This is a genomic window from Glutamicibacter sp. 0426, assembly GCF_001906485.1.
Taxonomy (GTDB): domain Bacteria; phylum Actinomycetota; class Actinomycetes; order Actinomycetales; family Micrococcaceae; genus Glutamicibacter; species Glutamicibacter nicotianae.
Genome location: NZ_MPBI01000001.1, coordinates 825182 through 840736, shown reverse-complemented (window position 1 = coordinate 840736; position 15555 = coordinate 825182). Strand labels below are relative to the sequence as shown.

Genomic DNA, 15555 nt, shown 5'->3' with positions numbered 1-15555 from the left:
GTTTCTTCCTTCAGATCAGGTCGCCGGAGAGGAGCATGTAGAGGCTGGCCATGCGCACGGCCACGCCATTGGTGACCTGGTCGAGCACGGTGGAGCGCGGCGAGTCCGCGGCGGCCGAGGAGATCTCCAGGCCGCGGTTCATCGGACCCGGGTGCATGATCAGGGTTTCGGCGCCCGAAGCGTCCAATTCCGCCAGACGCGCATCGTCCAGTCCCCAGTAGCGCGAGTATTCGCGGGGGTTCGGGAAGTAGGCGGCATTCATCCGCTCACCCTGCACGCGCAGCATCATCAGCGCGTCGACGCCCTTGGCGATCACCTCGTCCAGGTCGTAGCTGATGGTGCACGGCCAGGATCCGGCGCCGACCGGCAGCAGGGTCGGAGGGGCGACCATCGTGACTTCGGCACCGAGGGTGTTCAGCAGCCACAGGTTGGAGCGGGCGACACGGCTGTGCAGGATGTCGCCGACGATCGCGACCTTCAGCCCGTCCAGGCCGCGGCCTGCCGGGCTGGTGCCCTCGCGCAGCGCCACCTGGCGGCGCAGGGTGAAGGCGTCGAGCAGCGCCTGGGTGGGGTGCTCATGCGTGCCGTCGCCGGCGTTGACGATCGGCAGCCCGATCCAGTCGGTGGCCGCCAGCCGGGCCGGGGCACCGGAATCCGGGTGGCGGATGACCACCGCGTCGGCGCCGATGGCCAGCAGGGTCTGCGCGGTGTCCTTCAGCGACTCGCCCTTGGATACGCTCGATCCCTTGGCCGAGAAGTTGATGACGTCGGCGCTCAGGCGCTTGGCGGCGGCCTCGAAGGAAATCCGGGTGCGGGTGGAGTCCTCGAAGAACAGATTCACCACGGTGCGCCCGCGCAGGGCCGGCAGCTTCTTGATCTGGCGGGTTCCCGATTCACGCATCTCTTCGGCGATATCCAGGATGGCGATGGCTTCGTCGCGGGTCAGATCCGCGGTGGAGAGCAGGTGCTTCATGCGGCGCCCTCGATCACTACTTCGTTGGTGCCATCGATTTCTGCCAGGTGCACGCGCACCTTTTCGCTCTTCGCGGTCGGCAGGTTCTTGCCCACATGATCGGCGCGGATCGGCAGTTCGCGATGCCCGCGGTCAACCAGCACGGCCAGGCGCACGATGCGCGGGCGCCCCCAGTCGGCCAGTGCGTCCAGGGCGGCGCGGATGGTGCGACCTGAATAGAGCACGTCGTCGACCAGGACGACAACCTTGCCCTCGATGCCGCCTGCTGGAAGGCGCGTTGGCGCCGGGGTGCGGGTGGTGGAGTGGCGCAGATCGTCGCGGTACATGGTGATGTCGAGCTGGCCGACCAGCGATGCCGGGTCGAGATTGCCGTCGGCGGTGGCTGCGATGCGGGTTGCCAGGCGCTGGGCCAGCGGGAATCCGCGGCTGGGAATGCCAAGGAGGACCAGGTCGTCGGTGCCCTTGTTGGCCTCGATGATTTCGTAGGCTACGCGAGTGAGTACACGTTCGATGTCGTCGCCGGTTAATACCGTGCGCGCGGCATCTGGCACTGGATTCTCATCCATGCTGTGCATCTCTCCCTTCTCCGCCTCACGGGACGGGATTTAAAGGAATATTGCTAACTCAAATTATCACGAGCGCGAGGCGATTCCCTAGCGGAAACCTATGCATGACACTGAATAGGGCGTGGAATCGGTCACAAGGATGCAGCTGGCGGTTCTCGCCGAGAGGCAGAATCACGCAGATCCCGTGAACCGACTCTGCCGCAGGCACGGCAGGTGTTGCGATCGACACACGCACTAAGCGGCCAGGACCGTTGGAAGTGTGCTGCGCTATTGGCCCACCCGTCCGTCGAAGCATTCGCGCAGCAGGTCTGCATGCCCGCTGTGCCTGGCGTACTCCTCGATGCGGTGAACCATCAGGTCGCGGATGACCACCTGCTCGCGTCCTGCGCGCTGGCCGAGGTCTTCGAAGCCGGCCAGCAGGCGGTCGGTGGCGTCTTGCTCTTCATGCAGGATGCGCAGCGCCTGGGATACCTGGGCGGGATCCGGGCGCACCGTTTCGAAGTCGGATCCCGCCGGGCAGTAGATCCTGCCGGCAGGCTCGCCCGCGGTGATCCAGTTGCGCCAGTCCCGCTCGACTTCGCCGAGATGGCGCAGCAGGCCCAGCAGGCTGAGCGTGGAGGGCGGGACCGGGCGCGAGGCCATCTGGGCCGCGTCCAGGCCCTGGCATTTGAGTTCGATGGTGAGCCGGTAGTCGCGCAGGTAGCGTTCGCAGGTGGCCCGCTCCCCTACCGGGTCGTCCCCTGCTTCCCGCGGATCCCGGTCGGGATCAAGCCACATGTCCGGCATGATCACCGATTTGCTCCAGCGTTCGGGCTTCTGGTTCATGCACCCTAGCCTCGCCGTTGCACGCCCCGCGGGCAATGGCTGCGCAAAAAAGCCCGGGCCGGAACCCCGCAAAAGGGTTCCGGCCCGGGCTCGGAAACGTGAGGATCGAATTAGTCGACCAGGGTGTCCTTGACACTCTGGATGCGGCCCAAAACGCCATTGACGAACTCCGGCGATTCATCGGTGGACAATTCCCGCACGTTCACCACGGCTTCGGCCACAGCGACAGCGTCGGGAACGTCATCGTTGTACAGCAGCTCCCACACGCCGATGCGCAGTGCGCTGCGGTCAACAGCTGGCATGCGCTCGATGGTCCAGTCCTTGACGTAGCTTTCGAGAACTTCGTCAATGCGGGCCAGGTGGGCGGTCACGCCTTCGATGATCGCCAGCGAGTACTCGTTGAGTACGATGTCCGAGTTTTCCCGTCGTGCGATGGCTACGGCCAGCGGATCTGCATCGCGGGCCTCGGCTTCGAACAGGAACTCAAGGGCTCGGCGGCGGGCTTTGGCGCGGGCTCTCACTAGTTGACACGACCCAGGTAATCGCCGGTGCGGGTGTCAACCTTCACCTTGGTGTTCTGCTCGACGAACAGCGGCACCTGGATTTCCTTGCCGGTTTCCAGGGTTGCCGGCTTGGTGCCAGCCGAGGAGCGGTCGCCCTGCAGGCCCGGCTCGGTGTAGGTGATTTCCAGGACGACCGATGCCGGCAGTTCCAGGTACAGCGGGCTGCCGTCGTACATGGCGATGGTCAGGTTCTGGTTCTCCAGCAGGAAGCCGGCGGCATCGCCAACGGTGGCGCCGGGAACGGTGAGCTGGTCGTAGTCTTCCAGGTTCATGAAGACGTAGTCTTCGCCATCCTGGTAGAGGTACTGGTAATCGCGGCGGTCAACGGTGGCCAGTTCGATCTTGGTGCCTGCGTTGTAGGTCTTGTCCAGGACCTTGCCGGAGATGACGTTGCGCATCTTGGTGCGCACGAATGCGCCGCCCTTGCCTGGCTTGACGTGCTGGAAGTCGATGATGGTCCAGAGCTGGCCATCGATCTTGATGACCTGTCCATTCTTGATGTCAGTTGTATCCGCCACGTTTCCTCAATCCTCTATTTTCGCCAGCTGCAGCCGGCATTATCAAAAATCCATGTTCAAGTTTACCCTACGCGCCATGGGGCACAAAGGGTTGGGCGCGGTGGCGCGCATTACTGCGCGGCGCGCTCTTCGGCAATATGCATGCAGGTGCTGGCCGCGTTGACCAGGTATGCGTCGTCGTCCAACTCGATGCGCAGCTCCAGGGCCTTGCGGAATCGCGTGGCCGCCGCCTTGTAATCGCCCTTTGCGAAGAAGGACAGGCCTGCATGGTAGTGCATCAGCGGCTCGTACGCGGTGCCGGCGAATTCCTCGGCCAGCTTGCGCAGGCGGTTGATGGCGCGATCGAAGTCGCCCTGCATGCGGGTCAGCTCGGTGTCCAGGACGCGCAGATGGGCGTTGGTCGGATCAACGAAACGCGATTCCGCGATCAGCTCGCCGGCCTTGGCCAGCTCGCCCCGGGCGAGCAGCACCATTACCTGGTCGGTGGGCGAACCCACCAGCAGCTGCTGCTCGGCGGCCGCCTCGTCGGCGATGTAGGGCTTGAGCGTCTCGGGATCGATCAGCACGCCTTCAACAGCTGTGCCGACACCTTCGCGGTTTACCGATGCGACGTCAATGGCGTATGCGGTGTAGTCGACCATGTGCTTACTCCCCGATTTCCTGGTAGGCGGCGAAGAGCAGCGAGTTATCGGGCACTTCGTAGATGCGCGGCTTGCCGATTTCTTCCAGCACGACAAAGCGCAGCTGGCTGCCGCGGGCCTTCTTGTCGCGCTTCATGCCGTCGAGCAGCGCCGCCCAGCGGTCGTTGCGGTAGGTGGTCGGCAACCCGAGGGACTTCAGGATCGCGACGTGGCGGTCGGCCACGGCGTCGGAGGTGTAGCCCACCGAGCGGCCCAGTTCGGCGGCGAAGGCCAGGCCGATGGACACGGCTGCGCCATGGCGCATCTGGTAGCGCTCGGCCAGCTCGATGGCGTGGGCCAGGGTGTGGCCGTAGTTCAGGAATTCGCGGTCGCCGGATTCCTTCAAGTCGCGCGAGACCACGTCGATCTTCACGGCGATGGTGCGCTCGACCAGCTCTCGCAGGCGGTCGCTGGCGGGATCGACGGCGTCGGCCGGATCCTCTTCGATCAGTTCCAGGATGCGCTCGTCGGCGATGAAGCCGCATTTGACGATTTCAGCCATGCCGGTGACCAGCTCGTTCTTCGGCAAGGTGGCCAGCGCGTCCAGGTCGGCGAGCACCGCGGCCGGCGGATGGAAGGCGCCGACGAGGTTCTTGCCCTCGGCGGTGTTGATTCCGGTCTTGCCGCCCACGGCAGCGTCGACCATGGCCAGCAGCGAGGTAGGAATATGGATGACCTTCACGCCGCGCAGCCAAGTGGCAGCAACGAATCCTGCCACGTCGGTGACGGCCCCGCCGCCCACGGAAATGACTGCATCGGAGCGGGTGAAGTCGTTCTTGCCCAGCACTTCCCAGCAGAAGGAGGCAACCTGGATGTGCTTGCCTTCTTCGGCGTCCGGAATTTCCGCGGTCAATGCCTCCAGGCCGAACTTCGCCAGTTCGTCGCGAACCACGTCGCCGGTGGCGCGCAGTGCTCGCGGGTGGATGACCAGGACCTTCTTGACCGCGGGACCAAGCAGGTCGGGCAGTTGGCCCAAGAGGCCGTTGCCGACCATGACGGGGTACGACTCCGCGGGGGTGCTTCCGGTGACCTTCATGGTGGTCGGTGCGATAGGCATCAGTCTAGCTTCCTCCTGATGGTGGTGATTTTTCTAGCGTACGCGTGAGCCCGGCCAGAAGTTGCATCTCGTGAGGCTAATCACAGCCGTTCCAGCTGCGGCAATACCTCGTCGAGAATTTGCGAAACGGACTTTCCATCCACGAGAACATGCACGTCAGCGAGCATTTCATAAATCGGGCGGCGCTTTTCGTAGACGGCGATCCAGCTCTTGAGGGCTTCGTCACCAGCCAGCAGCGGGCGGTGCCCGTCGCCCTTGATGCGCTCGGCGGCAGCCTGTTCGCCGAGTTCCAGGTAGATTACCGTGCCGCGCGAGAGCAGCTGCTGGTTCTCCTCGCGCAGCACCGCGCCTCCGCCGGTGGCGACCACGCCGGTGCGCAGCCGGCACAGCGCTTGGACTTCCAGGTCGCGGAAATGCGCTTCGCCATGTTCGGCGAAGATCTGCGCGATGGTTCCGTGGTGGGCGACGATGGCCGCGTCGGAATCCGCGAAGCTGGTAGAAAGGGCCGTGGCCAGTGACTTGCCCACGGTGGACTTGCCACTGGCCATCGGACCAATGAGGTAGATCATTGAAGCGTGCTTCCTAGACGCCGGTCGAACCCAGATTGCCCGGGATGCTGGCCAGGTAGGACTCGATATTGCGCTTGGTCTCGGCCACCGAATCGCCGCCGAACTTCTCCAGCAGGGACTGGGCCAGCACCAGGGCGACCATGGCCTCGGCGACCACGCCGGCAGCCGGCACGGCGCAGACATCCGAGCGCTGGTGGTGCGCGGTGGTGTCCTCGCCGGTGGCGGTGTCCACGGTGCGCAGGGCGCGGGGCACGGTGGCGATCGGCTTCATGGCGGCGCGCACGCGCAGCACCTCGCCGATGCTCATGCCGCCCTCGATGCCGCCGGCGCGGTTCGAGTTGCGCTTGATGCTGCCGTCTTCCGCGTGCACGATCTCATCGTGCGCGGCCGAACCGCGGCGCGCGGCGGTGGCAAAGCCGTCGCCGACCTCGACGCCCTTGATGGCCTGGATGCCCATCAGGGCGGCGGCCAGGCGCGCGTCCAGGCGGCGGTCCCAGTGCACGTAGGAACCGATGCCCGGAGGCAGGTTGTAGGCGAGGACCTCGACGACGCCGCCCAGGGTCTCCCCTGCCTTGTGGGCGTCGTCGACCTCGGCGACCATGGCTACGCTGGTCTCGGGGTGGAAGCAGCGCAGCGGGTCGGCGTCCAGGGCGGCGACATCGGCTGCGGTGGGCAGCGGTGCATCGGCCGGTGCGGCCACGGCGCCAACGGCCGTGGTGTGCGAGACGAGCTGGATCCCCAAATCATTGAGGAAACGCGAGGCCACCGTGCCCAGTGCGACGCGGGCCGCTGTTTCGCGGGCGCTGGCGCGCTCGAGGATCGGGCGGGCGTCCTCGAAGCCGTACTTCTGCATGCCGGTGAAATCGGCGTGGCCCGGACGCGGGCGGGTCAGCGGCGCGTTGCGCGCCAGCGAGGCCAGCTCATCCAGATCCACCGGGTCGGCGTTCATCACGCGTTCCCACTTGGGCCATTCGGTGTTGCCGATTTCGATGGCTACCGGGCCGCCCTGTGTCTTGCCATGGCGGACGCCACCGAGGAAGGTGACCTGGTCCTTTTCAAATTTCATGCGCGCGCCGCGGCCATAGCCGAGACGGCGGCGTGCCAGTGCCTCCCGCACTGCTTCGCTATCCACCGATACTCCGGCGGGTAGGCCTTCAAGAATTCCAACGAGTGCCGGGCCATGCGATTCGCCCGCGGTCAACCAACGCAACATGTCATCTATTTTGCCATGACACGAACTGATTACTGGTGTCGGGCCAGACCCAAAGAGTCATACATCGCATTTGTGACGTCCGCTCGGCGCGATTCCTGCCAGGCTCCGGCACTGAAGAATCGCACTTGTTCCACGGCTTGGTGCACGAGCATGTGGATACCGGAGATTACGGTGCCTTGCCATGCTTGCGCCAAGGCAGAGGGCCAGGGGTCGTAGGCCACATCCAGCAGGATGCCGCTGCCTGCGCCGATCACCGGCACCCAGTCGTCGGCCGCACGCGGCGGCAGCGTGGAGAACACGAGCGGGATATCGTTCAGTGTCGCCGCCACTGCCTGGTCGATTCCCGAAATCTCGTGGACGGTCGTTTCCATCCCGAGCTGGTGGGCCAGATCGACGGCCCGGGAGGCCCGCGCGGCGCTGCGCACGACAAGTGCCAGCTGGCTCACGCCCACTTCAGCGGCGGCCTCGATGGCTGCCAGCGCGGTGTTGCCAGAGCCCAGGATCATCGCCTGCGCGCACTGGGCGAGCCCGAAATCGGCGAGGGCCTGGACCAGGCCGTCGACGTCGGTGTTTTCCCCGTAGAGGGTGCCGTCGTCGCGGACCACGATGGTGTTCAGCGCGCCGAGGCGCTGCACGCGTGCGGACAGGTCATCCATCAATGGCACGAATGCGTCCTTCAGCGGCATGGTCACCGAGCAGCCGGCCCAGTTGCCTGCGCGCAGTGCGGCAGCATGCTCGGCAGCCTGGCCCGGTTCCATGTCGATCGCGCTGTAGCTGATCGGCGCGCCGAGCAGCTGGTAGGCGGCGCGGTGCAGCACCGGCGATTTGGAGTGGCTGATGGGGTGGCCGAGGACGGCTGCCTGCTTCATTTTCTTCATGGACTTCCTGCTGGTAATTGCCCGGCCCTGGGGGCGGCAACGCGTCTTTCGTTCGCGGGCTTGCGCTAGCAGACGTCTGGATGCTCGTCGCACCAGGCGTCGAATTCGGCCTTGTACCGCTGGTGCTCTTCGTAGGTCGAGGCGAACTTGGTCTCGCCGGTTTCGATGTTGACGGTCACCCAGTAGTAGTAGCCGTTGTCTTCCGGATTGGCGGCGGCCTCGATCGCAGGATTCGCTGGCGAGCCGATCGGAGTTGGCGTCAGGCCCTTGTGCACGTAGGTGTTGTATTTGTTCGACGCGTCCTGCTTCTCCTGCGCGCTGAACTGCAGCGAGTAGCGGCCCAGCCCGTAGATCACCGCGGAGTCGACCTGCAGCAGCCCGTGCGTCTCGCGGTTGCCCGGATCCAGCCGGTTCTCGATCGCTCCGGCGACCGTGGCGTAGTCCGGGGTGCGCGCCTCCGCCTGCAGGATCGAGGCGATCTTCAAGATGCGGTAGCCCTCGTCGAGGTCGGTAATGCCCGCCTGCTCGAGGGAAACCTTGGTGGCCTTGACCAGTTCAGCCAGCACTTCCTTGGCGCTGGTTTCCAACGGGAAGCGGTACTCCCCCGGGTGCAGCCAGCCCTCGAGGTTGGTCACCGAGTCGGGCAGGCCGAATTCCTGCGGCTTGGTGGCCAGCGCCTGCAGGTCCTTCTCCTTCAGGCCCGAGCCCTTGGCAATTTCCTTGAGCGCGGCATCCATGCGCATATTGGCCTTCAACGCGATGTAGAAGACCTTGTCCGGACGCTGGTTGATGAGGATCTCGGCCGCGTCGGCTGCTGGCATCTGCTTCTTGAGCAGGTAGGTGCCGGGGTGGATGAGCTTGTTCTCGGCTTCGGAGTTGGCGACGGCGTCGGAGAACAGGCCATCGTCGGAGACGACGTCGAGCTCTTCGAGCTTGCGCGAAATGATGTTCACGCCCCAGCCATCTTCCACGGTGAATTCCACGGTGGCCCCGCCCGGGCCCGGGTAATCGTCGGGGTTGAACTGCTTGAGCACGGACTTGACGAAGAAGACCGAGCCGGAGACCACCAGCGCGAAGATCAGGACGGTGGCCAGCATCACCAGGTTGCGCTTGCGCTTGGTGCGCTTGCGCCGTTGGGCCTTGTGTGCTGCGGCTTGCTCGTCCTGCGGCTCGTCGCCGAAGACAACTGCCGGCTGTACGGCGTGCGTTTCCCCGGTGTAGTCCTCATCCTGGGCGTCTGCAGGATCGTCGGATTCCTGCATTTCGGGGTCAGCGGCCGCTTGGGCGGGGAGGAACCTGGTGTGGGTGTCTTCCCCGCCCGAAGCGCCGGGTTCTGCGGTGGCCGCTAGCGATTCGCGGTAGTGCTCGGCGCCGGCCAGTTCCGGTTCAGAGGGTTGTGCGATCGGCACGCCAGTTCCGGCGGCAAAGCGTTCATATAGCGCGCGATGCGTTTCGCGTTGCCGTTCGTGGCGGGCTTCTTCTCGCATCAACTCTCATCTCTCGGGTCGTTGTGGAGCACTAGCGGTGATGGGCTAGCGCAGCACAATCCGGCTGGCTTGCACGCGGACGTTGTTGCGCCGCATTTCCAGCACTTGCTGCAGGATCTCGGTGGCTGCGACCTGGTCGACCACCTTGCGGTGCTCTGCCATCTTCTTGCCCGAGGCGTGCAACGACCGATGCGCGTTGACGGTGCTCAGGCGTTCGTCGACCAGGAAAACCTCAAGCTCGATATTAGCGCTTGCGGCTTCTTCCGCCAAGGCAATCGCGTAGTCACGTGCCATTTTGGTGGATTCGGTCGAGTTGCCGGCCAGCGATTTCGGCTCCCCGACGAAGACCTCGGTGACGCCGCGATCGGCAATGATGCGCAAGAGCATCCGCAGATCCGAATTCTTCTTGGCATCCCGGCGCAGGGTCATCACCGGAGTGGCGAGGATTCCCGAGGGATCGGATGCGGCGACGCCGACGCGGGCCAGGCCCACGTCGACGCCGAGAGCGGCATTAGCCATTGGCCAGTGCCGCCTGGATGGCAGCCAGCGCGTCGTCGATCTTCGACGCGTCCTGGCCGCCGCCCTGGGCCATGTCGTCCTTGCCGCCGCCACCGCCGCCGAGCACGCCGGTTGCGGTGCGGACCAGGGCGCCGGCCTTGAAGCCGTTGGCGCGGGCCTCCTCGTTGGTGACCGCCAGCACCAGCGGACGGCCGTTGGACACGCCGATCAGCACGATGACTGCGGCGTCGGAGCCTAGCTTGCCACGCAGGTCCAGCGCCATGGTGCGCAGCGCATCGGCGGAGTCGACCTCTCCGGCGTTGTGGGCCAGCAGGCGGGTGCCGCCGATGGTGACGACCTTCTGCAGCAGCGCCGCGGACTGGGCCAGCATTGCCTGGCTCTTCAGTTCGGCAATCTGCTTCTCAGCGGCCTTGAGCTTGGCAACGGTATCGTTGACGCGCTCGGAGACCTGGCTGGATGGCACGCGAAACAGGCCGGAAAGCTCGGAGACCAGGGCGCGCTCGGCAGCGCCGTGGCGGAAGGCTTCCATGCCCACCAGCGCCTCGACGCGGCGGTTGCCCGAACCCACCGAAGCCTCGGAGAGCAGGGTCAGCTGGCCGATGCGGGCGGTGGTATCCACGTGGGTGCCGCCGCACAGCTCGCGCGACCAGGCGCCGTTCATCTCCACCACGCGCACGTCGTTGGCGTACTTCTCGCCGAACAGGCTCATCGCGCCCAGCTTCTTCGCCTCGGACAGCGCCATCTCGTTGGTGATGACCTGGTGGTTAGCGGCGATGGCAAGGTTGACGACCTCTTCGACCTCGCTGCGCGCGGCAGCGGACAGCGCCTCGGCCCAGGAGAAGTCGAAGCGCAGGTAGCCTGCCTTGTTGAAGGAGCCGGCCTGGGTGGCGGTCGGGCCAAGCAGCTCGCGCAGGGCGGCATGCACCAGGTGGGTAGCCGAGTGCGCCTGCTCGCCGGAGCGGCGGCGCACGGCGTCGACCTGGGTGCGCACCAGTGCCTCGGCAGGCAGTTCGCCTTCGCGCACGATGACCTTGTGGACGCTCAGGCCCTTGACCGGGGCCTGCACATCGGTGACTTCCAGCACGAATCCGTCGCCGGTGATCAGGCCGCTGTCACCTGCCTGGCCGCCGGATTCGGCGTAGAACGGGGTTTCGTTGAGCACCAGGTCGATTTCCTGGCCCTGCTCGGCGAACGGCACGACCTGGCCATCGCGGATGATGCCGCGGATGGAGGATTCGCCTTCGAGGGTGTCGTAGCCGGTGAAGTGCACGTTGCCGGCCTCGGCCAGCTTGTTGTACACCGACAGGTCGGCGTGGCCGGCCTTCTTGGCCTTGGCGTCCTTCTGGGCGCGGGTGCGCTGCTCGTTCATCAGTTCGCGGAAGCGCGACTCGTCGACGGACAGGCCAGCCTCGGCGGCGATCTCCAGGGTCAGGTCGATCGGGAAGCCGTAGGTGTCGTGCAGGGTGAAGGCGTCGTCGCCGGAGAGGTTCTTGCCTTCCTCCTTGGCGTGGTTCAGCGCCTCGTCCAGGCGGGTGGTGCCCGAAGCGATGGTGCGTCGGAAGGCGCGTTCCTCGGCGTAGGCGATGCGGGCGATGCGCTCGAAATCGGCCTCGACCTCCGGGTAAACGCCCTTCATGGCGTCGCGCGAGACCGGAAGCAGCTCAGGGAGCACCTCGGTGTCCACGCCCATCAGGCGCATGGCTCGCACGGCGCGGCGGATCAGCCGGCGCAGCACGTAGCCGCGGCCTTCGTTGCCCGGGGTGACCTGGTCGGAGATCAGCATCAGCGAGGAGCGGATGTGGTCGGCGATCATGCGCAGGCGTACGTCGGTGGCGTGGTTCGGGTCGGCAGGATCCTCGGTGGAGGTGTAGGTGACGGAAGCCAGTTCGGCTGCCTTGTCGAGGACCGGACGGACCTGGTCGGTCTCGTACATGTTCTCGACGCCCTGCAGGATCATCGCCAGGCGCTCCAGGCCCAAGCCGGTATCGATGTTGCGCTTGGGCAGTTCGCCGGCAACGTCGAAGTCGGTCTTGGAGCGTACTGCCGAGAGGCGGTACTGCATGAACACCAGATTCCAGATTTCCACGTAGCGGGTCTCGTCGACGGCGGGGCCGCCTTCGACGCCGTAGGCCGGGCCGCGGTCGTAGTAGATCTCCGAGCATGGTCCGCCCGGACCTGGCTGGCCGGTGTTCCAGTAATTGTCTTCCTTGCCGGTGCCGACAACGCGCTCGGTAGGCATGCCGATCTCTTCTTCCCAGATGCGGCGGGCCTCGAGGTCCTTCTCGTCGCCGTCTTCGTAGACGGTGACCCACAGGCGGTCCTTGTCCAGGCCGTAGCCGCCGTCCTCGACGGAACTGGTCAGCAGCTCCCAGGCGAAGTGGATGGCTTCCTTCTTGAAGTAGTCGCCGAAGGAGAAGTTGCCGCACATCTGGAAGAAGGTGCCATGACGGGCGGTCTTGCCGACCTCTTCGATGTCACCGGTGCGGATGCACTTCTGCACCGAGGTGGCACGGGAGTATGGCGGCTCTTCGCGCGCGGTGAGGTAAGGGATGAACGGAACCATGCCGGCCACCGTGAACAACAGCGAAGGGTCGGCCGAGACCAGCGAGGCGCTCGGCACCGCGGCATGGCCCTTAGAGACGAAAAAGTCGACCCAACGACGGGCAATTTCCTGCGTTTTCATCGTGTTACGGATGATCCCTTCACTTAGCGGCGTCCACGCCCAAGGCGGAACGCAATTCTTCTTCGCGGGAGCTCATTCCCTGGCGGAAGGCTTCCCAATATTCCGAGGCGCGGTCGGCGTACTTGCCGACCTGGCGGTTCAGCGCCGCCCCGGACGAAACTTCAGCGTATTTCTTGGACGCGAGCACGCCAACGCCCACTCCAATCGAAACCCACAAGAGCTTTTTCATTCTAGTCTCCTTGGCGGCCACCAGATGGCCGTATCCTATTCAGCACGCCGATACGTGTTCGATCAAACAGCGTTGCCTGCTTAGCGGCTGCGGCGTGCTTTGCCGCTTGGCTTGGTGTTCATGGCAGCCTTAACGCCTTCGGTGAATGCTGCAACCTTGATCAGCGGCTTGCCAACGGTGGCTGCTATCAGCGAGGACAGCGCGGAAACGTTGGCGGTGGTGTCAGAAACGTTGCTGGTGATGACGTCGACCTTCTTGAGCTGGTCATTGGTGGTCGCAACGGTGGTCGCGACTTCGCCGATCAACGGAGTGGTTCCGTCAGCCAGGTCCTTGATCGATTTGCGCAGCTCGTCGAACACCTTGCCCAACTTGATGATCGGCACTGCCAGCAGCACAACTAGTACGACAAACGCGCCGGCGGCGATGAGCCCTGCAATATCCGAACCCGACATGTGCTTCCTCTTCTGCTTTGGGTTTTTGGTGCCAGTCCACCTTATCGAAGTCAGAGCATAGATAGGTAGTTAAGCGACAAGCCCGCAACCGTTTCCGGCTGCGGGCTTGGAACTAGCGCACGGATTTAGCGTGCGTAGTACTCGACCACGAGGTTCTCTTCGCAGGTCACTGGGATTTCGGCGCGCTCTGGGGTGCGCACGAAGGTCGCCTGGAGGGCTTCCAGCTTCACGTCCAGGTAAGCAGGAACAGCTGGCAGCACCTTTGCGTGCTCGCCGGCTGCAGCCATCTGGAATGGAACCATCTTCTCGCTCTTCTCGTGCACGTGGATCAGCTGACCCGGCTGCACCTTGAAGGACGGACGGTCTACACGCTGGCCGTTGACCAGGATGTGGCGGTGTACAACCATCTGGCGAGCCTGCTGGATGGTGCGGGCGAAGCCTGCACGCAGAACCAGGGCATCCAGACGGGACTCGAGCAGAGCCAGCAGGTTGCCGCCGGTTTCGCCGCCGAGGCGCTTAGCTTCCTTGAAGGCGCTCAGCATCTGAGCTTCGCGGATGCCGTACTGGGCACGCAGACGCTGCTTTTCGCGCAGACGTACTGCGTAGTCGCTGTCCTGCTTCTTACGGGCGCGGCCGTGCTGGCCTGGACCGTATGGACGGCGCTCCATGTACTTTTCAGCTTTTGGAGTCAATGCAAGGCCGAGCGCACGCGAGAGGCGTACGGTACGGCGGGCACGGGCGTTAGCCATGGTGTGTCCCTTTCGATTAGCGACGGTATCTACTGGCCTCCAGGAGGGAGAGTGTGTGGGCGTCGCGTCCCTGCTTCACTTCAACCTCGCTGTGCAGCCGATCACTCGGATGCACAGGCAAGGCTTGCCAGCCAAAGATCAAGTTTACACGAAACCGCCGTTGCTTTCGCTGAGTCCTAGCGCACACTTAGCGCTTGCCCTTGGAGCGCAGCGGATCCTTGCCTCGGATGATCTCGCGCAAGCGGGCCAGGCGGGACCCAAGGGTCTTTTCGGCGCCGTTATTGGTGGGCGTGTAGTAGTTGGTGCCCACCAGGTCATCGGGCAGGTACTGCTGGGTGGCGATGGAATGCGGCGCATCGTGCGAGTAGATGTAGCCCACCCCGTGGCCCAGCGATTTCGCACCTGGATAGTGCGCGTCGCGCAGGTGGTCGGGTACCAGCGAGCCCTTGCCTTCGGACACATCGGCCAGGGCGGCGTTGATCGCGTTGTAGGAGGCGTTGGACTTCGGAGCGGTGGCCAGATGCACTGTCGCCTGGCCAAGCATGATCCGTGCTTCGGGCATGCCGGTGAGCTGAACCGACTGGGCGGCGGCGACCGCGAGCGGGAGCGCGGTGGGATCGGCCATGCCGATGTCTTCCGAGGCCGAGATCATCAGCCGGCGGGCGATGAAGCGGGGGTCCTCCCCTGCGGAGAGCATGCGGGCCAGATAGTGCAGGGCAGCGTCCACATCCGAGCCGCGGATGGACTTGATGAACGCGGAGATGATGTCGTAATGCTGGTCGCCATCCTTGTCGTAGCGCTGTACTGCCTGGTCCATGGCCAGCTGCACATGGCCTGCGGTGATGTGCACCGGCGGTGCGACATCCTTCCCGGCGGCGTTCCAGGCGACCGCGCCGGCGGCCTCCAGCACGGTGAGCGAGCGGCGCGCATCGCCCTGGGCCAGGCGGACAATCGCCTCGCGCTGCTCGTCGTCCAGGATCACTTGTCCATCGAAGCCGCGCTCGTCGGCTACAGCACGCTCGAGCAAGGTGGACAGGTCGCCGTCGGTCAGCGGGCGCAAGGTCAGCAGCAAGGAGCGCGAGAGCAACGGAGAAATCACCGAGAAGGAAGGGTTTTCGGTCGTCGCGGCTACTAGGACGACAACACGGTTCTCCACGCCGGGCAGCAGGGCATCCTGCTGGGCCTTGTTGAAGCGGTGGATCTCATCGAGGAACAAGACGGTGGTGATCCCGCGCAGATCTCGGTCGTCCTTCGCCTGTTCGATGACCCGGCGCACGTCCTTGACGCCTGCGGTGATCGCGGAGAGCTCGACGAACTTGCGGTCGGTGGCGCGGGCGATCACGTGGGCGATGGTGGTTTTGCCGATCCCCGGAGGGCCGTAGAGGATCACGCTGGCCGGGCCTGCCAGGCCGGTTTCCGGATGCTCGGCGAGCTGGCGCAGCGGAGAGCCGGGACCCAAGAGGTGCTGCTGGCCAACCAGTTCGTCCAGGGATCGAGGGCGCATGCGCACCGCCAGCGGCGGACGCGGCCGGTTGACTTGGGAGGTGCTCCCATCGTGCTGATCATCGGACAAGGAATCGAACAAATCGCTCAC

At 65.0% G+C, this 15555-nt stretch carries 17 protein-coding genes; all 17 read right to left on the bottom strand.

The genetic code is table 11. The features are described 5' to 3' along the window. Positions 1–10 precede the first annotated feature (10 nt). Positions 11–973 carry an aspartate carbamoyltransferase catalytic subunit gene (locus BKX98_RS04000; RefSeq protein WP_038991125.1) on the bottom strand — a complete coding sequence of 321 codons (963 nt, stop codon included), beginning with the start codon at positions 971–973 and terminating at the stop codon, positions 11–13. Further along, entirely contained in the window at positions 970–1539 is a 570-nt protein-coding gene (pyrR, locus tag BKX98_RS03995) for a bifunctional pyr operon transcriptional regulator/uracil phosphoribosyltransferase PyrR (protein WP_198934341.1), read from the bottom strand. The genes BKX98_RS04000 and pyrR overlap by 4 nt, the downstream gene beginning before the upstream one ends. Positions 1540–1806: 267 nt before the next feature. After that, entirely contained in the window at positions 1807–2364 is a 558-nt protein-coding gene (locus tag BKX98_RS03990) for a DUF664 domain-containing protein (protein ID WP_073706206.1), read from the bottom strand. Positions 2365–2474: 110 nt separating this feature from the next. Next, a complete protein-coding gene (gene nusB / locus BKX98_RS03985; protein ID WP_038991129.1) occupies positions 2475–2885 on the bottom strand; it encodes a transcription antitermination factor NusB in 411 nt (136 codons plus the stop codon). Beyond that, positions 2885–3445, bottom strand: coding sequence for an elongation factor P (gene efp, locus BKX98_RS03980; RefSeq protein WP_038991131.1), 561 nt, complete (start codon positions 3443–3445; stop codon positions 2885–2887). The genes nusB and efp overlap by 1 nt, the downstream gene beginning before the upstream one ends. 110 nt (positions 3446–3555) lie before the next feature. Then, complete coding sequence (locus tag BKX98_RS03975; RefSeq protein WP_038991136.1) at positions 3556–4086, bottom strand: tol-pal system YbgF family protein; 531 nt, start codon at positions 4084–4086, stop codon at positions 3556–3558. Positions 4087–4090: 4 nt separating this feature from the next. Next, positions 4091–5182 (bottom strand): 3-dehydroquinate synthase, encoded by a 1092-nt coding sequence (aroB, locus tag BKX98_RS03970; protein WP_066138477.1) that lies wholly within the window; start codon positions 5180–5182, stop codon positions 4091–4093. An 80-nt stretch (positions 5183–5262) separates the two neighbouring features. Further along, positions 5263–5751, bottom strand: a complete 489-nt coding sequence (locus BKX98_RS03965) for a shikimate kinase (protein ID WP_066138479.1) — start codon at positions 5749–5751, stop codon at positions 5263–5265. 13 nt (positions 5752–5764) lie between these two features. After that, positions 5765–6964, bottom strand: coding sequence for a chorismate synthase (gene aroC / locus BKX98_RS03960; RefSeq protein ID WP_038991142.1), 1200 nt, complete (start codon positions 6962–6964; stop codon positions 5765–5767). Between the two features lie 29 nt (positions 6965–6993). Continuing rightward, a complete protein-coding gene (locus tag BKX98_RS03955) occupies positions 6994–7842 on the bottom strand; it encodes a shikimate dehydrogenase (RefSeq protein WP_143181013.1) in 849 nt (282 codons plus the stop codon). Between the two features lie 65 nt (positions 7843–7907). Continuing rightward, positions 7908–9329, bottom strand: coding sequence for an endolytic transglycosylase MltG (gene mltG / locus BKX98_RS03950; protein ID WP_083586604.1), 1422 nt, complete (start codon positions 9327–9329; stop codon positions 7908–7910). A gap of 45 nt (positions 9330–9374) precedes the next feature. After that, positions 9375–9848, bottom strand: a complete 474-nt coding sequence (gene ruvX, locus BKX98_RS03945; RefSeq protein WP_066138484.1) for a Holliday junction resolvase RuvX — start codon at positions 9846–9848, stop codon at positions 9375–9377. Next, a complete protein-coding gene (alaS, locus tag BKX98_RS03940) occupies positions 9841–12531 on the bottom strand; it encodes an alanine--tRNA ligase (RefSeq protein WP_073706205.1) in 2691 nt (896 codons plus the stop codon). Before alaS ends, ruvX begins: the two co-directional genes overlap by 8 nt. 19 nt (positions 12532–12550) lie before the next feature. Further along, on the bottom strand, positions 12551–12760 hold the full coding sequence (locus BKX98_RS03935; protein WP_038991150.1) for a hypothetical protein: 210 nt from the start codon (positions 12758–12760) through the stop codon (positions 12551–12553). A gap of 80 nt (positions 12761–12840) precedes the next feature. Next, positions 12841–13212 (bottom strand): DUF948 domain-containing protein, encoded by a 372-nt coding sequence (locus BKX98_RS03930; RefSeq protein WP_038991152.1) that lies wholly within the window; start codon positions 13210–13212, stop codon positions 12841–12843. Positions 13213–13337: 125 nt separating this feature from the next. After that, complete coding sequence (gene rpsD, locus BKX98_RS03925) at positions 13338–13961, bottom strand: 30S ribosomal protein S4 (protein WP_038991153.1); 624 nt, start codon at positions 13959–13961, stop codon at positions 13338–13340. Between the two features lie 187 nt (positions 13962–14148). Beyond that, the gene (locus BKX98_RS03920; protein ID WP_022875202.1) at positions 14149–15555 is read right to left on the bottom strand and encodes a replication-associated recombination protein A; all 1407 of its coding nucleotides are present in this window, start codon (positions 15553–15555) and stop codon (positions 14149–14151) included.

Excerpts from the sequence above, each read along its gene's own strand:
- BKX98_RS04000 (WP_038991125.1), bottom strand. The coding sequence starts at position 973 with ATGAAGCACCTGCTCTCCACCGCGGATCTGACCCGCGACGAAGCCATC.
- pyrR (WP_198934341.1), bottom strand. The coding sequence starts at position 1,539 with ATGGATGAGAATCCAGTGCCAGATGCCGCGCGCACGGTATTAACCGGC.
- BKX98_RS03990 (WP_073706206.1), bottom strand. The coding sequence starts at position 2,364 with ATGAACCAGAAGCCCGAACGCTGGAGCAAATCGGTGATCATGCCGGAC.
- BKX98_RS03975 (WP_038991136.1), bottom strand. The coding sequence starts at position 4,086 with ATGGTCGACTACACCGCATACGCCATTGACGTCGCATCGGTAAACCGC.
- aroB (WP_066138477.1), bottom strand. The coding sequence starts at position 5,182 with ATGCCTATCGCACCGACCACCATGAAGGTCACCGGAAGCACCCCCGCG.
- BKX98_RS03965 (WP_066138479.1), bottom strand. The coding sequence starts at position 5,751 with ATGATCTACCTCATTGGTCCGATGGCCAGTGGCAAGTCCACCGTGGGC.
- aroC (WP_038991142.1), bottom strand. The coding sequence starts at position 6,964 with ATGTTGCGTTGGTTGACCGCGGGCGAATCGCATGGCCCGGCACTCGTT.
- BKX98_RS03955 (WP_143181013.1), bottom strand. The coding sequence starts at position 7,842 with ATGAAGAAAATGAAGCAGGCAGCCGTCCTCGGCCACCCCATCAGCCAC.
- mltG (WP_083586604.1), bottom strand. The coding sequence starts at position 9,329 with ATGCGAGAAGAAGCCCGCCACGAACGGCAACGCGAAACGCATCGCGCG.
- ruvX (WP_066138484.1), bottom strand. The coding sequence starts at position 9,848 with ATGGCTAATGCCGCTCTCGGCGTCGACGTGGGCCTGGCCCGCGTCGGC.
- alaS (WP_073706205.1), bottom strand. The coding sequence starts at position 12,531 with ATGAAAACGCAGGAAATTGCCCGTCGTTGGGTCGACTTTTTCGTCTCT.
- BKX98_RS03935 (WP_038991150.1), bottom strand. The coding sequence starts at position 12,760 with ATGAAAAAGCTCTTGTGGGTTTCGATTGGAGTGGGCGTTGGCGTGCTC.
- BKX98_RS03930 (WP_038991152.1), bottom strand. The coding sequence starts at position 13,212 with ATGTCGGGTTCGGATATTGCAGGGCTCATCGCCGCCGGCGCGTTTGTC.
- rpsD (WP_038991153.1), bottom strand. The coding sequence starts at position 13,961 with ATGGCTAACGCCCGTGCCCGCCGTACCGTACGCCTCTCGCGTGCGCTC.